General features: G+C 63.3%; 19 protein-coding genes. 9 read left to right on the top strand and 10 right to left on the bottom strand.

Annotation, left to right across the window (positions count from 1 at the left end; all coding sequences use genetic code 11):
* Positions 1 to 6: 6 nt before the first annotated feature.
* Positions 7 to 1,236, bottom strand: a complete 1,230-nt coding sequence (locus A3AU_RS0103420; protein ID WP_027051552.1) for a GNAT family N-acetyltransferase — start codon at positions 1,234 to 1,236, stop codon at positions 7 to 9.
* Positions 1,237 to 1,326: 90 nt separating this feature from the next.
* On the opposite strand from A3AU_RS0103420, the gene A3AU_RS0103425 reads away from it, so the two are divergent.
* Positions 1,327 to 2,385 carry a polysaccharide deacetylase family protein gene (locus A3AU_RS0103425; protein WP_027051553.1) on the top strand — a complete coding sequence of 353 codons (1,059 nt, stop codon included), beginning with the start codon at positions 1,327 to 1,329 and terminating at the stop codon, positions 2,383 to 2,385.
* A gap of 17 nt (positions 2,386 to 2,402) precedes the next feature.
* On the opposite strand, the gene A3AU_RS0103430 is transcribed toward A3AU_RS0103425, so the two are convergent.
* Entirely contained in the window at positions 2,403 to 2,618 is a 216-nt protein-coding gene (locus tag A3AU_RS0103430; RefSeq protein ID WP_027051554.1) for a DUF2842 domain-containing protein, read from the bottom strand.
* Between the two features lie 153 nt (positions 2,619 to 2,771).
* Here A3AU_RS0103430 and A3AU_RS0103440 point away from each other — a divergent pair, with 153 nt between their 5' ends.
* Positions 2,772 to 3,863, top strand: a complete 1,092-nt coding sequence (locus A3AU_RS0103440) for a COX15/CtaA family protein (protein WP_027051555.1) — start codon at positions 2,772 to 2,774, stop codon at positions 3,861 to 3,863.
* Positions 3,864 to 3,882: 19 nt separating this feature from the next.
* Here the strand turns inward: A3AU_RS0103440 and A3AU_RS0103445 are convergent, their stop codons facing one another.
* The 4 genes from A3AU_RS0103445 to speB form a co-directional block, all read right to left on the bottom strand.
* On the bottom strand, positions 3,883 to 4,206 hold the full coding sequence (locus tag A3AU_RS0103445) for a hypothetical protein (protein ID WP_027051556.1): 324 nt from the start codon (positions 4,204 to 4,206) through the stop codon (positions 3,883 to 3,885).
* 78 nt (positions 4,207 to 4,284) lie between these two features.
* The gene (locus tag A3AU_RS0103450) at positions 4,285 to 5,127 is read right to left on the bottom strand and encodes an aminoglycoside phosphotransferase family protein (RefSeq protein ID WP_027051557.1); all 843 of its coding nucleotides are present in this window, start codon (positions 5,125 to 5,127) and stop codon (positions 4,285 to 4,287) included.
* Positions 5,124 to 6,050 (bottom strand): N-acetyl-gamma-glutamyl-phosphate reductase, encoded by a 927-nt coding sequence (gene argC, locus A3AU_RS0103455; protein ID WP_027051558.1) that lies wholly within the window; start codon positions 6,048 to 6,050, stop codon positions 5,124 to 5,126. The genes A3AU_RS0103450 and argC overlap by 4 nt, the downstream gene beginning before the upstream one ends.
* Before the next feature lie 30 nt (positions 6,051 to 6,080).
* Positions 6,081 to 7,088 carry an agmatinase gene (gene speB / locus A3AU_RS0103460; protein ID WP_027051559.1) on the bottom strand — a complete coding sequence of 336 codons (1,008 nt, stop codon included), beginning with the start codon at positions 7,086 to 7,088 and terminating at the stop codon, positions 6,081 to 6,083.
* Between the two features lie 123 nt (positions 7,089 to 7,211).
* Between speB and A3AU_RS0103465 the strand changes: the two genes are divergently transcribed.
* The 3 genes from A3AU_RS0103465 to A3AU_RS01000000134875 all read left to right on the top strand — a co-directional run bounded on the left by A3AU_RS0103465 (position 7,212) and on the right by A3AU_RS01000000134875 (position 11,036).
* Complete coding sequence (locus A3AU_RS0103465) at positions 7,212 to 8,420, top strand: acyltransferase family protein (RefSeq protein WP_027051560.1); 1,209 nt, start codon at positions 7,212 to 7,214, stop codon at positions 8,418 to 8,420.
* Between the two features lie 96 nt (positions 8,421 to 8,516).
* On the top strand, positions 8,517 to 9,575 hold the full coding sequence (locus A3AU_RS0103470; RefSeq protein WP_027051561.1) for a glycerophosphodiester phosphodiesterase family protein: 1,059 nt from the start codon (positions 8,517 to 8,519) through the stop codon (positions 9,573 to 9,575).
* Positions 9,576 to 9,647: 72 nt separating this feature from the next.
* On the top strand, positions 9,648 to 11,036 hold the full coding sequence (locus tag A3AU_RS01000000134875; protein WP_245235406.1) for an MFS transporter: 1,389 nt from the start codon (positions 9,648 to 9,650) through the stop codon (positions 11,034 to 11,036).
* Between the two features lie 138 nt (positions 11,037 to 11,174).
* On the opposite strand, the gene A3AU_RS0103480 is transcribed toward A3AU_RS01000000134875, so the two are convergent.
* The 4 genes from A3AU_RS0103480 to A3AU_RS0103495 all read right to left on the bottom strand — a co-directional run bounded on the left by A3AU_RS0103480 (position 11,175) and on the right by A3AU_RS0103495 (position 13,798).
* Entirely contained in the window at positions 11,175 to 11,963 is a 789-nt protein-coding gene (locus A3AU_RS0103480; protein ID WP_027051562.1) for a class I SAM-dependent methyltransferase, read from the bottom strand.
* 206 nt (positions 11,964 to 12,169) lie between these two features.
* Entirely contained in the window at positions 12,170 to 12,652 is a 483-nt protein-coding gene (gene rpsI / locus A3AU_RS0103485; protein WP_013895952.1) for a 30S ribosomal protein S9, read from the bottom strand.
* A gap of 1 nt (position 12,653) precedes the next feature.
* Complete coding sequence (gene rplM / locus A3AU_RS0103490; RefSeq protein ID WP_010915638.1) at positions 12,654 to 13,118, bottom strand: 50S ribosomal protein L13; 465 nt, start codon at positions 13,116 to 13,118, stop codon at positions 12,654 to 12,656.
* 215 nt (positions 13,119 to 13,333) lie between these two features.
* Positions 13,334 to 13,798, bottom strand: coding sequence for a PaaI family thioesterase (locus A3AU_RS0103495; RefSeq protein WP_027051563.1), 465 nt, complete (start codon positions 13,796 to 13,798; stop codon positions 13,334 to 13,336).
* Between the two features lie 173 nt (positions 13,799 to 13,971).
* Between A3AU_RS0103495 and A3AU_RS0103500 the strand changes: the two genes are divergently transcribed.
* Genes A3AU_RS0103500 through A3AU_RS0103515 form a run of 4 tightly spaced genes read left to right on the top strand, consistent with a single transcriptional unit; the run spans position 13,972 to position 16,527 of the window.
* Complete coding sequence (locus tag A3AU_RS0103500; protein ID WP_027051564.1) at positions 13,972 to 14,793, top strand: enoyl-CoA hydratase; 822 nt, start codon at positions 13,972 to 13,974, stop codon at positions 14,791 to 14,793.
* Between the two features lie 11 nt (positions 14,794 to 14,804).
* The gene (locus tag A3AU_RS0103505) at positions 14,805 to 15,227 is read left to right on the top strand and encodes a VOC family protein (RefSeq protein ID WP_027051565.1); all 423 of its coding nucleotides are present in this window, start codon (positions 14,805 to 14,807) and stop codon (positions 15,225 to 15,227) included.
* Positions 15,227 to 16,009 carry an AAA family ATPase gene (locus A3AU_RS0103510; RefSeq protein WP_027051566.1) on the top strand — a complete coding sequence of 261 codons (783 nt, stop codon included), beginning with the start codon at positions 15,227 to 15,229 and terminating at the stop codon, positions 16,007 to 16,009. Before A3AU_RS0103505 ends, A3AU_RS0103510 begins: the two co-directional genes overlap by 1 nt.
* Complete coding sequence (locus A3AU_RS0103515) at positions 16,006 to 16,527, top strand: CoA-binding protein (RefSeq protein ID WP_027051567.1); 522 nt, start codon at positions 16,006 to 16,008, stop codon at positions 16,525 to 16,527. Before A3AU_RS0103510 ends, A3AU_RS0103515 begins: the two co-directional genes overlap by 4 nt.
* Positions 16,528 to 16,681 lie beyond the last annotated feature (154 nt).

Consider the following 16,681-nt stretch of genomic DNA (forward strand, 5'->3'; position numbering starts at 1 on the left):
GCTAAATTAGTTTTCGTCGTCCGTGGGACCAGGCGCGGCCCGTCCGGCTGCCTTGCGGCGCAGCATCTTGGTCAGCTTCCAGATTGTCGGGCTGTTCTTGACGAAGGCCTTAAGCCGCGCACCCTGGCGAAGCGTTTGCGCCAGCGCGCGGCCCTTCAGAGTCAACGGGACCAGCACCTCGAACTGCCGGGTTTCGATATCGCACCACTGCCGCTTGTAGGGCTCGTCACCGACAGAGAAATCATAGACCGCGAAACCCGTCTCGCAGGCTTCCTGGATGTTGTCAAAGAACAGGAAATCGCCGGGACTGCTGTGCGCGAGATCGTCCTCGGCGATTGCTCCGAACTCGCAGATCAGGCGTTTGCCGGAACGGCTCGACCCGGTGATGGCGCGCAGCTTGCCGGCAACCTCCAGTCCATGCAGCACGAAAGAAGGTTTGTCCTCGGCCAGGGCTTGCGTGAACAGTCCCCGGAAGAAGGCGCGTGTCTGGTCGTCGCCGAAGACGTTGGCAATGCCCATCTTGCGGAAGCGCTGTTCCTTCATCTCGAAGAACGCGTCGAGCAATCTGTCCACCTCGTCCGCGCTACGCGCCTCGATGCGCCGGTGGCTGCCGACGGCCTCGAACTTGCGCATCTGCGAACGATGTTTCTTGCGTTTGCGTTTGCCGCTGGCGCGCAGCAGCAATGCATCGAAGCCACCCGCAAGGTCGACGGCCAGCGAAAGATTGGGGCTGGCGAAATGATCGATCGATGCGAGAGGATTGGCGATGCCGTCGAGATCGGGCAGCAACCGTTCCAGCGCGATGAGATCGACGTCGGGGCGGGCCTTGGCGATCGCCGCAAGCATCGAGCGGATGGCCGTGATGTCGGCCTTGGCCAGCCATTGCGGATTGGCCGCGGCGAAATTGCCATTGGCGTGGCGGCCGCCGATGAAGCGGGCGACCCGGAACGGACCGCGGCTGACAACCTCCAGCGCCAGGGCGAAGACCGGTTTGCCTTCGAGTGCCAGCGTCGCCACGAGGAGATCGGGCTTGACCTCGGCAGCCCAGTTCAGGATCCATGTCGCGCCCTGCGCCGGCGCGCTAAGCGCCGAGCCGCAGAACCTTGCATAGGCCGCGAGACCCTCCGCGGCGGTAACGGAAATCGACGGCCCCGCGGCGTCCTTCGGCAGCGCGCGCGGCGAAGCCTCGGTCGCCGTCAGCCGATTGCCGTCAAATGACGCCATTGCGTCAACCATACCTCAATCCTTGGGGCGTATTGATCCCGATTTGGGGGGCGCTCAGGCGTATTCCGTGCTTGGATCAGCCTAGGCGCAAAAGGTGAATGAATGATCGACGGTGGGGAGGCAATCCGGAAACTGGCGCTCAACGTCGCCCGCTATACCGGCCTCGCACCGCTCGCCAGGCCGTTTGTCGGCGGCATCGGCGCCATCCTGATGCTGCACCGGGTGACGGCGACACCGGAAAAGCCCGACAGCGTCAACCGTCACCTCAACATCGCGCCCAGTTTCCTCGACGCCGTGATCGCCGGCATGAAGGTGGACGGCTATGCCTTCGTCTCGATGGACGAGGCAGTGGAGCGCATCAAGGCAGGCGGCAAGGGCGGCCGGTTCGCCACCATCACCGCCGATGATGCCTATCGCGACAACATGACCGAGGCCTTGCCGGTGCTGGAAAAGCACGGCGCGCCGATCACCATCTATGTCGCGCCGGGGCTGATCGACGGCACCGCCGATCTGTGGTGGGATGTGGCCGAGGACATCGTCAATGCCTCCAATCGCCTGACCCTGGCGACTTCGAACGGTCCGGCGGTGATCGATTGCTCCACCCCCGCCAGGAAACAACAAGCCATAGCCAGGCTGCATGCCTACCTCGCCACCGAGGTCCGCGAGGAGGATTTGCGGACCGTGCTGCGCGATCTGGCCAGTGCAAATGGCGTCGACGCGGATGCATCGCGTTTACGGGCCCTGATGAACTGGGATGAGATCCGCACCGTCGCGGCGCATCCGCTGGTGACGATCGGCGCCCATACGATCAACCACAGCAATCTGAAGCGGCTCTCCGAAGACGATGCGCGGCACGAGATTGGCGCCGTAAAGGATAAGTTGCGGGCCGAGCTTGGCCTGGAGCCGCGCCATTTCGCCTACCCCTATGGCTATGCGAGCGCCGTCGGCTGCCGCGAGGTCGGCTTTGCCCGTGACGCCGGCTATGTCTCCGCCGTGACCACGCGCCACGGTGTGCTGCGCGCCGAACATGCCGGCTTCCTGCACGCCTTGCCGCGCATTTCAGTCAATGGCCGCTACCAGAACCTCGCCCACATCCGCACCATGCTGTCGGGCGTGACGACGCCGCTCGCCAATGCCGGCAAGATGGTCGTCACCGTCTGACAAACTATTGGCAGGGCTCAGCGCTTCGCCCGCGGCTCCAGCATCAGCCATTTGATGATCCCCATCGCTGGCAGCACCCAGAGCAGACCGCTGAACAGGAAGAACAGGAATTGCACCAGCGCACCCGATTCCGACAGCCGGGCGACGGCGAAGATCGATGCGATCAGCGCATAGATGATGACCAGTGCCACCAGCAGGAACATTCCGATCAGCTTCTTCAGGCGAATGGGCATGGCTTGGCCTCGTTGATCGCTATCGCTTAGGCCGAACGCAAGAGTGGCGCAACCCGCGACATCAGGCGCGACGGCGTGCCGCGTCGGGCGGCCTTGCCAGCACGGATGCGATGGTCCACCAATCCGCGAAATTCAATCTGCCGGGATAGATCCATGGCCGCCATATCCGCTGCTGCGCCCCACCAGGCGCGCGACCGCGACCTGAACAACCGCGCAGTGGTGCGCGGCTGGCTTTACGTCGTGCTCCTGGTGTTGTTCGCGCTGGTGCTGGTCGGCGGCGCCACGCGGCTTACGGAGTCGGGCCTGTCGATCACCGAATGGCAGCCGATCCATGGCGTCATCCCGCCGCTCAACGATGCCGAGTGGCAGGAGGAGTTCCAGCGCTACCAGCAGATTCCGCAATACAGCGAGCTCAACAAGGGCATGAGTGTCGAGGCGTTCAAGTCGATCTTCTGGTGGGAGTGGGCGCACCGTCTGCTGGCGCGCAGCGTCGGCCTGGTCTTTGCCTTGCCCCTGCTTTTCTTCTGGGTGACACGCCGCATCGAGCGCGGCCTTGGGCCGAAGCTGGTCGGCATTCTGCTTCTCGGTGGCCTGCAGGGCGCCATCGGCTGGTGGATGGTGGCCTCCGGCCTTGTCGACCGTGTATCGGTGAGCCAGTACCGGCTGGCGACGCACCTGACGCTCGCGGCGCTGATCTTCACCGCCACCATGGTGGTCGCGCGTGGACTGGCGCCACATTCCGAGCCCGCGGCCGATCGTTCGACGCAGCGCCTGGCCGGCTTCGTCGTGCTTCTGGCGCTGATCCAGATCTATCTCGGCGGCCTGGTCGCCGGGCTCGATGCCGGCTTGAGCTACAACACCTGGCCGCTGATGGACGGCAAGATCATCCCCGGTGATCTGCTGATCCTCGAGCCGGCATGGCGTAACTTCTTCGAAAGTCCGAAGACCGTGCAGTTCGTTCATCGGCTCGGCGCCTATACGGTCTTCGCGGTCGCGCTCTGGCATATGATCGCCACGCATCGGCGGCTGCCCGGCTCAACCCATGCCCGCCGCGCGACGCTGCTGTTTGCGCTGGTCCTGGTCCAGGCCTCGATCGGCATCGGCACGCTGCTCATGCATGTGCCGCTGCACATGGCGCTGACGCATCAGGGTTTTGCGCTGATCGTGCTGGGTTTTGCCGCCGCTCATTGGCGCGGCACCAAAGGGGCTTATCCCTTGCCGAACCAGATCGCGCTCAGGAGCTGATCCTGGGCCTGCTGGCCGGTCACATCCAGAATTCGTTGGCATGCGTGGTTTTCTCGCCGTCGAATTCCGCCTGGCGCACGGCGGCCGCGGATGGCGTCGGCTGGCTCTGAACGGCCTTGGCAGCCTTGTCGGCGTCCGCGGCTCTCAGCGCATCGAGCTTGGCCCGGGCCGCAGCTATATCTTGCCGCACCTGGGCAGCCTGAACCTGATCCTTGATCGCCTTGGCCTGGTCTTCCAGGTCCTGGATCTGCTTTTCGAGCGCGGCCTCCTGGGCTGCATAGCTCGAGGAACTGGACGACGAATACTGGATTGCGGAGGACGAACCCGAGATCGCGCTGACCATGACAAATCCTTGGGTGGAGCCAGGACTTCTCAGTAGTCCAAACATGGTTAATAAATGTTTACCAATACCCTCGCTTGATCAGTTGTTCGCCCGCACTGCCCGGATCGCCTCGGCGATCGACAATTCGCGGTTCTCCTCGACCGCGTTGTCGTCCTCGCGGTGCCAGGCCGCCGACAGGCAGCCATAGGCGATGGCATGGTCCAGTATCGCCACAGGCGATTGCCCCAATGTGTTGGCAAAGACTTCGGCCATCTGCGCGATGCGTCGCGGATCGAGGCAGAGATCGTCGCGCTCGAGCGGATTGTAGAACATGTTGGCGGCATCGAAGCCGGGATCGCCGAGCACGCCCTTCGGGTCGATCACCAGCCAACCGCGCGGCCCGTGCAGGATGTTTTCGTGGTGGAGATCGCCATGCAGCGGCCTGATGTCATGCGGGTTGGACAGCAGCCGTTCGGCGATCGCCGCGGCCTCGACATAGAGACTGTCATGGCCGGTGGCGCGATCGGTCGCGGCTTTCCTGAACAGGCTGGCGAACCGCTCCCTGAGCGGCTGAAGTTCGGGCGGGAAGGGGTCTTTCCCAGGCGAAAACAGTTTCTCCATCACCTCAGCCGCGATCGCGGTTGCGGCGTTGTCGCCCTGCCGGTCGAGAACGTCCGAGAGCAAGGTGTCGCCGGCATATTCGAGCAGCATTGAGTGGCCATCGCGGCCAAGCAGGCGCACCGCGCCTTCGCCGCGCCGCCAGGCAAGGAAATGCTCGCCACGCAACTCGTCGGCGACATCGTCGAACGGCTTGAGCGCCTTGACGACGGCCGGCGAGCCGTCTTCGCGGCGCACTTTCCAGATGCGGCTCGAAAAGGTTTCGGCAATGAGTTCGGGCGCGCTGACCTTCCAGCGCGCCGGGAAGGCTGGTGCGTCCGTCAAAGCCCGAGCATGAGGTCCATGTTCTGGACCGCTGCGCCCGAGGCACCCTTGCCGAGATTGTCGTAGACCGCGAGCAGCAGCGCCTGCGCGCGCTTGTCGTTGGCAAAGACATAGACCTTCATGCGGTTGGTGCCGTTGTAGATCTCGGGATCGATCTCAGGCATGCGCTCCAGATGGGCATAGGGCGCCACCTCGACCACGCCGCCCTTGATCGCGGCGAAATGATCGGCGATTGCCGCATGAAGCTCCGCGCCTGTCGGCACATGGTCGAGGCCGCCAAGCTGCAGCGGCACCACGGTGATCATGCCTTGCGCGAAATTGCCGACCGCCGGCTGCATGATCGGATCATGCGACAGCTTGGCATAGGCCCGCAGTTCCGGCACGTGCTTGTGCTGCAGGGTCAGGCCATAGGGCAGGAACTCCGAGGCGTCCTCGCCCTTGGCGACATAATCCTCGATCATCGGCCGGCCGCCGCCCGAATAGCCCGTAATGCCGTTGACGGCGATCGGAAAGTCGGCCGGCAGCAGTCCAGCGGTGACCAGGGGCCTCAGCGTCGCGATCGGTCCCTGCGGCCAGCAGCCGGGATTGGCGATACGCTTGGCCGTGGCAATGGTCTTGGCCTGATCCTTGTCCATCTCGGCGAAGCCATAGGCCCAGCCTTCGGCGACGCGATGCGCCGTCGACGCATCGATGACCTTGGTTGTGTCGTTGGCGATCAGCGAGACGCTCTCCTTCGCCGCATCGTCCGGCAGGCACAGGATCGCGATATCGGCCGCATTGAGGAACTCGGCGCGCGCCGCCGTTTCCTTGCGGCGCTCGGTGGGAATCGAAATGATGTCCAGGTCGCCACGCTCGGCAAGCAGCGCCCGGATCTGCAGGCCGGTGGTGCCGTGCTCGCCGTCGATGAAGATTTTCGGTTTCATTGCCTTATCGAATTCCCTGATAGTCCGAGATTATATGCCGTTACCATGATTCACCGCGGCGCCGTTGTGGTTGCCGTTGTTCATCTCGTCCTGCCGTGCCTTCCGCTCCGCCAGCAGGCCGAGATACTGCATGGCGACCATCGATCCGGCGATCGCCGTTATATCGGCGTGATCGTAGGCCGGCGCAACCTCCACGACGTCGGCGCCGACAATATCGACCTGGTTGAGCTGGCGCAGCGTCGACAGGATCTTCGCCGACGACGGGCCGCCGGCTACAGGCGTGCCGGTTCCCGGTGCATAGGCCGGGTCGAGGCAGTCGATATCGAAGGTCAGATACGTCTTCTTGCCGCCGGTGCGGTCGACGATGGCGTAGGCGATGTCGGACGCACGCATCTCCTCGATTTCGTGGCCGTAAAGAATCTTGATGCCGAACGTGTCCGGCGCGTGCGTCCGGATACCGATCTGGATCGACCGATCCGGATCGATGATGCCCTCGTTGACGGCACGGCCGACGAAGGATCCGTGGTCGATGCGCTTGCCGTCATCAGGCCAGGTGTCCTGGTGCGCGTCGAACTGGACCAGAGCGAGTGGTCCGTGGATCGCGGCATGCGCCTTGAGCAGCGGCCAGGTGACGAAATGGTCGCCGCCCAGCGTCAAAAGGAAAGCGCCCGACTTCAGGATCTTGGTCGCTTCGCGCTCGATCGTGCCGGGCGTCTTCTGGTGGTTGCCCGAATCGAGCAGGCAGTCGCCATAGTCGACGACGGCGAGGTGCTCGAACAGATCGCGCGAGAACGGGTATTGCGGATCGTTGTCGAGGATCGCCGAGGCGCGGCGTATAGCCTGCGGCCCGAAACGGGCGCCGGGCCGGTTAGTGACAGCGGCGTCGAAGGGAATGCCCCACACCACAGCGTCCGCGCCCTTCACGTCCTTGGTGTATTTGCGCCGCATGAACGACAGCGCGCCGGAATAGGTCGGCTCAAGGGCGGCGCCGGTTTTGGCGCGGGCGGTGAAGGCATGGTCGATGTTCTTGGTCGCCATTACTGGTCCTCGTTTTCATCGGGGTGCAACAACTACAGAACCGGCATGGAAGATGCCAGTCACAGCTTGGGGAGACGAAACGGCGCCGCCCGGGTGCCACGGCAAGACAGGATTTGTATCATCATGACGCAGGCCGCGTTTCTTAATCCGTCCCGTGCCATGGTGTCGACCCATGCCGGTACGATAGCAGGCGAGCGCTTCCAGGTTCTCGATTCGTGGCGCGGCATCTGCGCGCTTCTTGTGGCGCTGTTTCATTTCCCCACCGCTTCGGTGATCTCGCAGAGCAGATTCATCGGTTCTTCCTATCTTTTCGTCGACTTCTTCTTCGTCCTGTCCGGTTTTGTTATCGCCAGCAGCTATGCCAACCGGTTGAGCCAGCCTGACCAGGTCGCTCGATTTGCCCTGGTGCGCTTCGGCCGCATCTACCCGCTGCATCTCGTCATGCTTGCCGCCTTCGCGGGCTTCGAAGTGCTGCGGCTGATGCTGCCGCAACCGCATGGCGCAGGTGCTGCTCCCTTCACCGGCGGGTTCGATTTGAAGAGCCTGCCGGCCAATCTGCTGCTGCTGCAAGGGATGGGCTTCGAGGATCAATTGACTTGGAACGCGCCGAGCTGGAGCATTTCGGCGGAGTTCTTCGCCTATCTGTTGTTCGCCGGCGTTGTCTTCGTCGCCGGCGCGCGTGCCTGGATATGGTTCGTCGCAGCCGCCGTTACCGCGCCGCTGTTCCTGCTCGGCTTCTCCACGCATCATATGGACGTGTCCTACGATTTCGGCTTCATCCGCTGCCTCTACGGCTTCTCGCTCGGCGCCTTGCTTGCCTGGTTTCAGCATGGTTCCATTGCAGAAGCACGACAGGTTCTCGCCAGGGGCGGCCCGCGGCTCAACTGGACCGTTGCCGAAATCGTCATGGTGGCCGTCATCGTCGCTTTCGTCTCGCTGGCGGGCGGCAACGATTTCGGCATCGCCGCTCCGCTGGTGTTTGCGCTGGCCCTGTTTCTGTTCGCTCACGAAGGCGGCTGGATTTCCGCCGTGCTGCGAACGCCGTTCATGCTGACGCTGGGCGCGCTGTCCTACTCGATCTACATGGTCCACATCTTCGTCCAGGCGCGGCTGATCAACATAGCCGGGCTCGTCGAGCGCAAGCTCGGCCTTGGCCTTGTCGGCGACATCGTGCTGCGCGGCTCGCCGGCCACCGGCTTCGGCGCCGGCTGGCCCGGAACCGTGGCTATCGTCGTCATGATCGTCGCCACCATCGCCCTGTCGTGGATCACCTGGCGCCTGGTCGAGATGCCGGCCATGGCCTGGTTCCGCCGGCTGTCGAAACGCATCTGACGCGGGCTTTTTGCGAAAGCCGCTAGCCGGCTTCGTTCACCTCCCTGTCACTGATATCGCCTATCCCGGTCGCGATCCGGCAAGGAGCGATTCTCGATGCGGACAATCTGGCTGAGCCTTTTGCTTTCCACGGCCCTTGCGGCCGTCTCCGGCCAGGCATTGGCTGGCGAAACCCGCGCCAGGCAGATCCTCGACCGCTTCGAACATGCCAACCAGTGGCGCGACCACGTCATGGTGGCCGCGCACCGGGCCGGCAGCATGCAGGCCGGTAAGACGCTTTATGCGGAAAACTCGCTCGCGGCCGCCGAAGGCTCGATCGCCATCGGCGCCGAGATCGTCGAGGTCGACATCAGGCGCTCGAAGGACGGCGAGTTCGTCGTCATGCACGATAGCTGGCTCGATCGCACCACGACCTGCAAGGGCGAAGTGGTCAAGTACACGCTGACCGAACTCAAGGCCTGCCGGCTGGTGATCGAGGGCACTCGCGCCGTTACCGACGAGAGGGTCTCGACGCTGCGCGAGATGCTGCTGGCGACCAGGGGCAGGATCCTCATCAACCTCGACAACAAGCTCGAAGTCGAAGACCTCGCAGGCATGATCGCGGTGGCGCTTGATCTCGGCATGGCCGATCAGGTCATCGTCAAGGAGAACCTCTGGAACCAGACCAGGATTGCTGCGGTCAAATCAGCCATGGCGGCGATGCCCGGTGGCTTCCAGTTCATGCCGATCATTGCCGATGACGCGGTACATGATGCCGGTTTCGCGGAGACCGTCGACCACGCTTTTGCGCCGCGCGCGATCGAACTGATCAACTGGCGGGCGGGCGCCGCAACGCTGACCGAGACCGGCGGACCGCTGTTCAGCACGCGCATGCGCGCCGCCGCCGTGCGGGGCAACTGGCACATCTGGGCCGACACCTACGCGATCGTCAACAAGCCGGGCGGCTTCCTGGCCGGCGGCCGCGGCGACGAGCTGGCGGTCCAGGCCAGCCTGCCGCGCGAAGCCTGGGGTTTTTGGGCCGATCGCGGCGCCACCATCATCCAGACCGACGAACCGAAGGCGGCCATCAACTGGCTGGCCGCGAACGGCTACCGCGTGCCCTATGCCGGGACCAGCGACCGCATCGAGCCCGCCGCGACCGCCAGCATCAATTGATTTGTCGTCCCGGCCTAGTTGTCGCGGGCCGTCGTCTCCTGACGCAACGGTGTCAGGGTAAAACCGTTATCCATGGGCATGCCCGACACCATGGTTTCCAGCCGCCCCGCAGCCTATGCCGCCACCATCGCCGCGACCAGTCTCGGCTTTGTTGTGGTGCAACTCGATGTCTCCATCGTCAACGTTGCTCTCAACAGGATCGGCGCGGCGCTGTCGATGGGCATAGGCGGCCTGCAATGGGTCGTCGACGCCTATACGCTTGCCTTCGCCTCGCTGCTGCTAGCCGGCGGCGCGCTCGGCGACAGGATCGGCGCTCGCCGCGTGTTCGTCGGCGGCATGGCGCTGTTCAGCTTGGCTTCCCTGGCCTGCGGGCTGGCTCAGAGCCCCTGGGTGCTGATCGCGGCGCGCGCCGTGCAGGGTGCGGGCGCCGCCTTGCTGATGCCGTGTTCGCTGGCGCTGCTCAATAGCGCTTATGCTTCCGACAGACCGCGCCGCGCCCGCGCCGTCGGTCTGTGGACGGCGGCGGGCGGCATCGCGCTGTCGGCCGGGCCTGTCCTTGGCGGCTTCATGATTGCGTCGCTGGGCTGGGCCAGCATCTTCCTGGTCAATTTGCCGATCGGCGTTCTCGCCATCTGGATGGCCTACCGGTTTCTTCAGGAGACACCGCTCAAGGCCGAGCGGCCGCCGGTCGACTGGGCCGGGCAGGGGCTTGTCGTGCTGACGCTGTTTTCGCTGACCGGCGCCTTCATCGAAACCGGCTCGTCGGGCTGGATCTCGATGCCGGTCATCGGCGGGCTGCTATTGGCGGTGGTCGCCGGAAGCCTGTTCCTGCTGGTCGAGAGCCGGACCAAGGCGCCCATGTTTCCACTGAAACTGTTTGCCACCCGTGTGCCGGCGGTGACGAGCCTCGTCGGGCTGGCGGTCAATTTGACGCTTTATGGCACGATCTTCATGCTCAGCCTGTATTTCCAGCAGGAAAGGCATTTCACGCCTGAAATAACCGGGCTTGCCTTCCTGCCGTTCATGGCGGCGGTCACCGTGTCGAACGTTGCCGCCGGGCGCATCGCCGCGACCCATGGCCCGCGCTTGCCGATGGCGATCGGCCTGCTTCTCGGTGCGGCTGGTTTCGGCCTGATGGCGCTGATCCAGACCGATACGTCCTACCTGTCGTTGCTGTGGCGGCTGCTGTTCCTGCCGGTCGGCATTGGCCTTGCCGTACCCGCCATGACCACGGCGCTGTTGTCGTCGGTGCCGACGGGGATGTCGGGAACGGCCTCCGGCGTGCTCAACACTGTGCGCCAGTCGGGCGGAGCAATTGGCGTCGCGCTTTTCGGCTCGGCTTTGGCGCTGGGCACCATCCAGGGCATGCAGCTTGCCTTCCTTGCCTCGGCTTTCGCCGTGGCTGGCGCGGCCCTCTGCGCATTCCTGTTCATCCGCGACGCCGATCATTCCGCCGCATAGGAATTCGCCATGCAAAAAGGCTGCCCGGAGGCGGCCTTTTCGATTGTTCGAAACTGCGAAGCGTTTAGCGCTTGGAAAACTGGAAGGAACGGCGGGCTTTCGCCTTGCCGTAATCAGCGACGTAAGGCGCCGCACGCATTAAGCGGCCTTTCGCCCCTTGATCGCCGTCGACCAGGCGTGAACCGTGATCGCTCCCGTGGCGCTTGCCGGCAGTCTGTCCTTTAGTCGGCGTTTCAGCTCCGCGTTCTCCGCATCCGACAGCTTCGCCACGATTCCGCTCGGGCTGCTCACGACCATGGATAGCCAATAGTCGTCGAAGTCAGCGAAGGTGCGTTCGACGACAAGCTCGCGCGTCTCGATATCGCGGATGCCGAGCTCCGCCCAAAGCGCCTTCAGCGCCGCGAAACGCGAGACTTCCGCGCTCGGCGGACGTGCGGCCGGTTTGCCCATCGCGTCCATCTCCTCCCACAGATGCTGTGTAGGGGTGCCGCCGCGCATGACGTCCCAAGTGTAGGACGCGACAATGCCGCCGGGCTTGGTGACGCGGAGCATTTCCGAGGCGCCCTTGCGCGGGTCGGGGACGAAGAACAGCACCAGCGCCATCACCGCGACGTCGAAGCGGTTGGCGTCGTAGGGAAGGGCCATCGCATCGCCAATCGACAGCTCGACCTGCTTTGCCGAGATTTTTTGCCGAGCAGTCGCAATCTGCGCATCGGAGGGATCGATCGCGCAAACGGACGAAGGGGCGGCCTTCGCTAGAATGAGCTCAGTGAAGGCGCCGTTGCCGGCACCGACATCAACCCAGGCCCGTCCGGAGTCCGGCGCCAGCCAGTCGAGGAACAAAGCTCCGGCGGATCGGCTCCAGGGAGCCATGAAGCGCTCGTAAGCCGCGCCGTCGGTGAATTTGATCGGTTCGGGTGACGACATCTGAGATCTCACCTAAGAATCACCTATCCAAATATCCTTTGGACCGACAAGGCAGATCCCTGTTTCGTAGCATGGTGCCGCGCAGCGCGCGACGGGCCGAAGCAAATTTGCGGAGCCATTTTCCGATGCGACGCGCTTTAAGGATGCGCAATGCAAAAAGGCCGCCCGGAGGCGGCCCTTTCGATTGTCCAAAAACTGCGGAGCGCTTAGCGCTTCGAGAACTGGAAGCTGCGGCGGGCCTTCGCCTTGCCGTATTTCTTGCGCTCGACGACGCGGCTGTCGCGGGTCAGGAAGCCGCCCTTCTTGAGTACGGCGCGCAGCGCCGGCTCGTAGTAGGTCAGCGCCTTGGAGATGCCGTGACGAACGGCACCCGCCTGGCCGGAGAGGCCGCCGCCGACGACCGTGGCGACGATATCGTACTGGCCGGCACGGTTGGAGGCGATGATCGGCTGGTTGAGGATCATCTGCAGGACCGGACGCGCGAAATAGGTCGCGAATTCCTTGTCGTTGACGACGATCTTGCCGGAACCCGGCTTCACCCAGACGCGTGCGATGGCGTTCTTGCGCTTGCCGGTGGCATAGGCGCGGCCCGACTTGTCGAGCTTCTGGACGTGGACGGGGGCTGCGGCCTGGGTGTTGGTGTTGCCGGTGGCGGCGCCCAGTTCTGCGAGCGAGGAAAGCTCAGCCATCTTATGCGACCTTCTTGTTCTTGGAATTCAGCTTGGCCACGTCGAGGACTTCTGGCTGCTGGGCGACATGCGGATGCTCGGCACCTGCATAAACGCGCAGGTTCTTCATCTGGCGACGGCCGAGCGGGCCACGCGGGACCATGCGCTCAACGGCCTTCTCGACGACACGCTCGGGGAAACGGCCCTCGAGCAGCTGGCGCGCGGTGCGCTCCTTGATGCCACCGGGGTGGCCGGTGTGCCAGTAATAGACCTTGTCGGTGAACTTCTTGCCGGTGAACACCACCTTGTCGGCATTGATGACGATGACATTGTCGCCGTCGTCGACATGCGGGGTGAAGGTCGGCTTGTGCTTGCCGCGAAGATGATTGGCGATGACAGTGGCCAGACGACCGACGACGAGACCTTCCGCGTCGATCAGGATCCACTTCTTCACCACATCCGCAGGCTTCTGCGAAAAGGTTGTCATGTTTTCTGCTCTCGATTTAGACCTTCAAAGCGAAGGCGTTTCTTGTTGCTTGGATTGGCGATGAGCATTTGCCCGCTGCCAATAACAAAACGGCGGCCTTGGCGGGGCCGCTGTTTCGTGAGGGCTTATAGGCGAGGGGAGCGATCGCGTCAAGGCGATGGAAAAGTCCAGTAACTGATAAAACAGAGCAAAAACAATGCTTTAGATAAAAGGTATTATTTTACCACATCGCTGTTGCGCTTGGGTGGGATCGAATAGGTGCCCGTGGCATGCGCGATCGTGTGTCCCTCCGGGCCGGCGACGATATCGATGTCGAACACCATCAGGCTCTTTCCCAGCTTCAGGATGCGGCAATGGCCGTCGATTGGTCCGGCCTCGGCCTTGCGCATGAAGTTGATGTTGAGGTTGGTGGTGACGGAAAGCGCGTCCGGCCCGGCATGGCTGAGCACGCAGACATAGCCGCCAATATCGGCCAGCGTGAAGAGCGACGGACCGGATACGGTCCCGCCGGGACGCAGATGCCGGTCGGCGGCATTGAGCCGCACCGTGCAGCCTCCCGGAAACACGTCGATCGCTTCGAAGTATTTGAACTGCTCGTTGAGCTGGGGATAGACGGTTTCCATCAGCACATTGACTTGCGCTGCGGTCAGCACCGGCATGAGGTTGGTCTGGGCGGGCATGTCGATCTCTCATTCTGCGCCAGCCTGTATGGGCGCAGCCGGGCGTTTCTGGCAACACCCTTCATCTCGGGCGACACGGCCGCTTTTGCTGGCGCAAGCGATGGATGTTGGATGCAACCCGATCCGATATTAGATACTCTGCCAGCCCGACCGGAATCGTGGAGACCCTAGCCATGGCTGAAATCCTTGCCATCAAGCCTGCTGCCGTTGAAGGTGCGGTTGTCGCGCAACTGGACAGGGGCGTGCTGCGCCTGACGCTCGCCAATCCCCCCGCCAACGCGCTGTCGCTGGCGGTGATGGCGGCGCTGACGGCGGAGCTCGACCGCGCCAGGGATAACAAAGCCGTACGTGTCATCGTCCTGTCGGCGGCCGGGAAAGTGTTCTGCGCCGGCCATGATCTCAAGGAAATGACGGCGCGCCGCGCCGACGCCGATCGCGGCAAAGCCTTCTTCGAACAGACGTTTGCCGCTTGCGCGACGCTGATGCAGGCGATTGTGCGCCATCCCTTGCCTGTCATCGCCGAAGTCGACGGCCTGGCAACCGCCGCCGGGCTCCAACTGGTCGCCAGCTGCGATCTGGCGATCGCCTCGCACGAGGCAACATTCTGCACGCCTGGGGTCAATATCGGCCTGTTCTGCTCGACGCCGATGGTGGCGCTGTCGCGCAACGTCTCGCGCAAGCACGCGATGGAGATGCTGTTGACCGGTGAGACGATCGACGCGGCAACCGCCAAGGACTTCGGCCTCGTCAACCGCGTCGTACCGCGCGAATACCTGAATCAGATCGTCACCAAATACGCGCAAACCATTGCTTCCAAATCATCTTTGGTGGTCAAGACCGGCAAGGAAGCTTTCTACGCGCAGGCCGAGATGGGACTGGCCGACGCCTACGCCCATACCGGTCGTGTCATGGTCGAGAACATGATGGCGCGCGACGCGGAGGAAGGCATGGGCGCCTTCATCGGCAAGCGCAAACCGGAATGGACGGACGAGTAGGCTGTTCGACCATGGAACCGCGCATCTCCATCATCACGGTCGCAACCGAAGACCTCGATCGCGCCGTGCGTTTCTACCAAGCGATGGGGCTGAAACGGCATGCCGGCATCACCGACGGTGTCGCTTTCTTCCAGATGGGCGGTGCCATTCTCGGCCTGTTTCCGCGTGCCAGCGCCGAAGAGGATTCTGGCATCACCTTCGCCAACGCGCCTTCCGCCGTCTATCTCGCCTACAACACCCGCTCCGACGCCGAAGTCGATGAGGTGCTCGCCATGGCCGAGAATGCCGGCGGCCGCATCGTCAAGCCGGCAGGCCGCGCCTTCTGGGGCGGCTGGTACGGCTATTTCGCCGATGCCGACGGCCATGTCTGGGAAGTGGCGCACAATCCAGCCTTCCCGATCGCGGAAGACGGCACGATTTCGCTGCCTGATTGATGGCTTACCGCAAGCAACTGACGCGGCTCAAGGCACCATACCTCAAGCGCATTCTTCTCGACCCCGAGCGGGTGACGGACGGGGAAAAATACCCCTGGAACCTGCCGCTGTTTCGCGGCCACGCGTTTGAACTCGAATTCACAACGCCGATCACCATCATCGTCGGCGAGAACGGCACCGGCAAATCGACGCTGCTGGAGGCGATCGGCGCGCTCGCCGGTTATGACGAAGCTGGAGGCGGCAAGGGCTACCGGCCGGTCGACCATTCCAGTGCCATCGACAAGAGCGGTGCCGCGCTGGCGAATACGTTTCGCGGCCACTGGCTGCCAAAAGTCACCGCTGGCTGGTTCTTTCGCGCCGAATCTTTTTATTCGGTGGCCCGCTACCTCGATCAGGCGGCGCTGGAAGACCCGTTCAAGCCGCCGCCGCCGGATTTTCTGTCCTGGTCGCATGGCGAGGGGTTTATCCGCTTCTTCGAGGAGCGCTGCCGCCGGCAAGGCATCTATATCCTCGACGAGCCTGAAAGCGCGCTGTCGCCATCGCGGCAGATCGAATTGCTCAAGATGCTGCGGCGCATGGACCAGTCGGGCACCGCGCAAGTCATCATGGCGACGCACTCGCCGCTGCTGATGGCCTGTCCCGGTGCCCAACTGTTCCGGATCAGCCGGTTCGGGCTCGAGCCCTCCGACTTTCGTGACACGGACCACTTCCGCATGATGCGCGATTTCAGCAATGACCCGGATGGCTTTCTCGCCGAGGCGCTGTATGAGGACAAGGCATGAACCACGATAGCTACGACAATGCCTACATCGGCGGCATCCTCAATTCGGTGAAGACCATCGCCATGGTCGGTGCGTCAGCCAATGACGTCAGGCCAAGCTATTTCGTACTGAAATACCTGTTGGCAAAGGGGTTTTCGGTGTTCCCCGTCAATCCCGGCCAGGCCGGCAAGGAGATCCTCGGCCGGATGACCTATGCCCGGCTGGCCGACATTCCGGAGCCGATCGACATGGTCGACGTCTTTCGCGCTGCAACCGCGGTGCCCGGCGTCGTCGAAGAGGTGTTGCGGCTCGATCCGCTTCCGAAAGTCATCTGGATGCAACTTGGTGTTCGCCACGACGAGGCGGCGGCCCGCGCCGAGGCCGCCGGCATCAAGGTGGTGATGAACCGCTGCCCCAAGATCGAGTATGGCAAGCTTTCCGGCGAGATCGGCTGGACCGGCGTCAATTCCGGTGTGCTGTCTTCGAAGAAGCCGTTGATGCGCCAGGGCTTCCAGAGTTTTGGCGTGCGTCAGAAGTGACGCGATCCCGAGATTTCGGCACCCCTTTTCGGACCGGAAGTCCAATCACCCGCTAGCGCGCAAAATTATTCCTGGAAGCAATTGAGTTTCCCGCGCGTTCATCTCAGATCGCTCACCAAAAGGTATTTTCTTCTTTGCATTCGCACACGGGCTT

This window comes from Mesorhizobium erdmanii USDA 3471 (genome assembly GCF_000472705.1).
GTDB lineage: Bacteria > Pseudomonadota > Alphaproteobacteria > Rhizobiales > Rhizobiaceae > Mesorhizobium > Mesorhizobium erdmanii.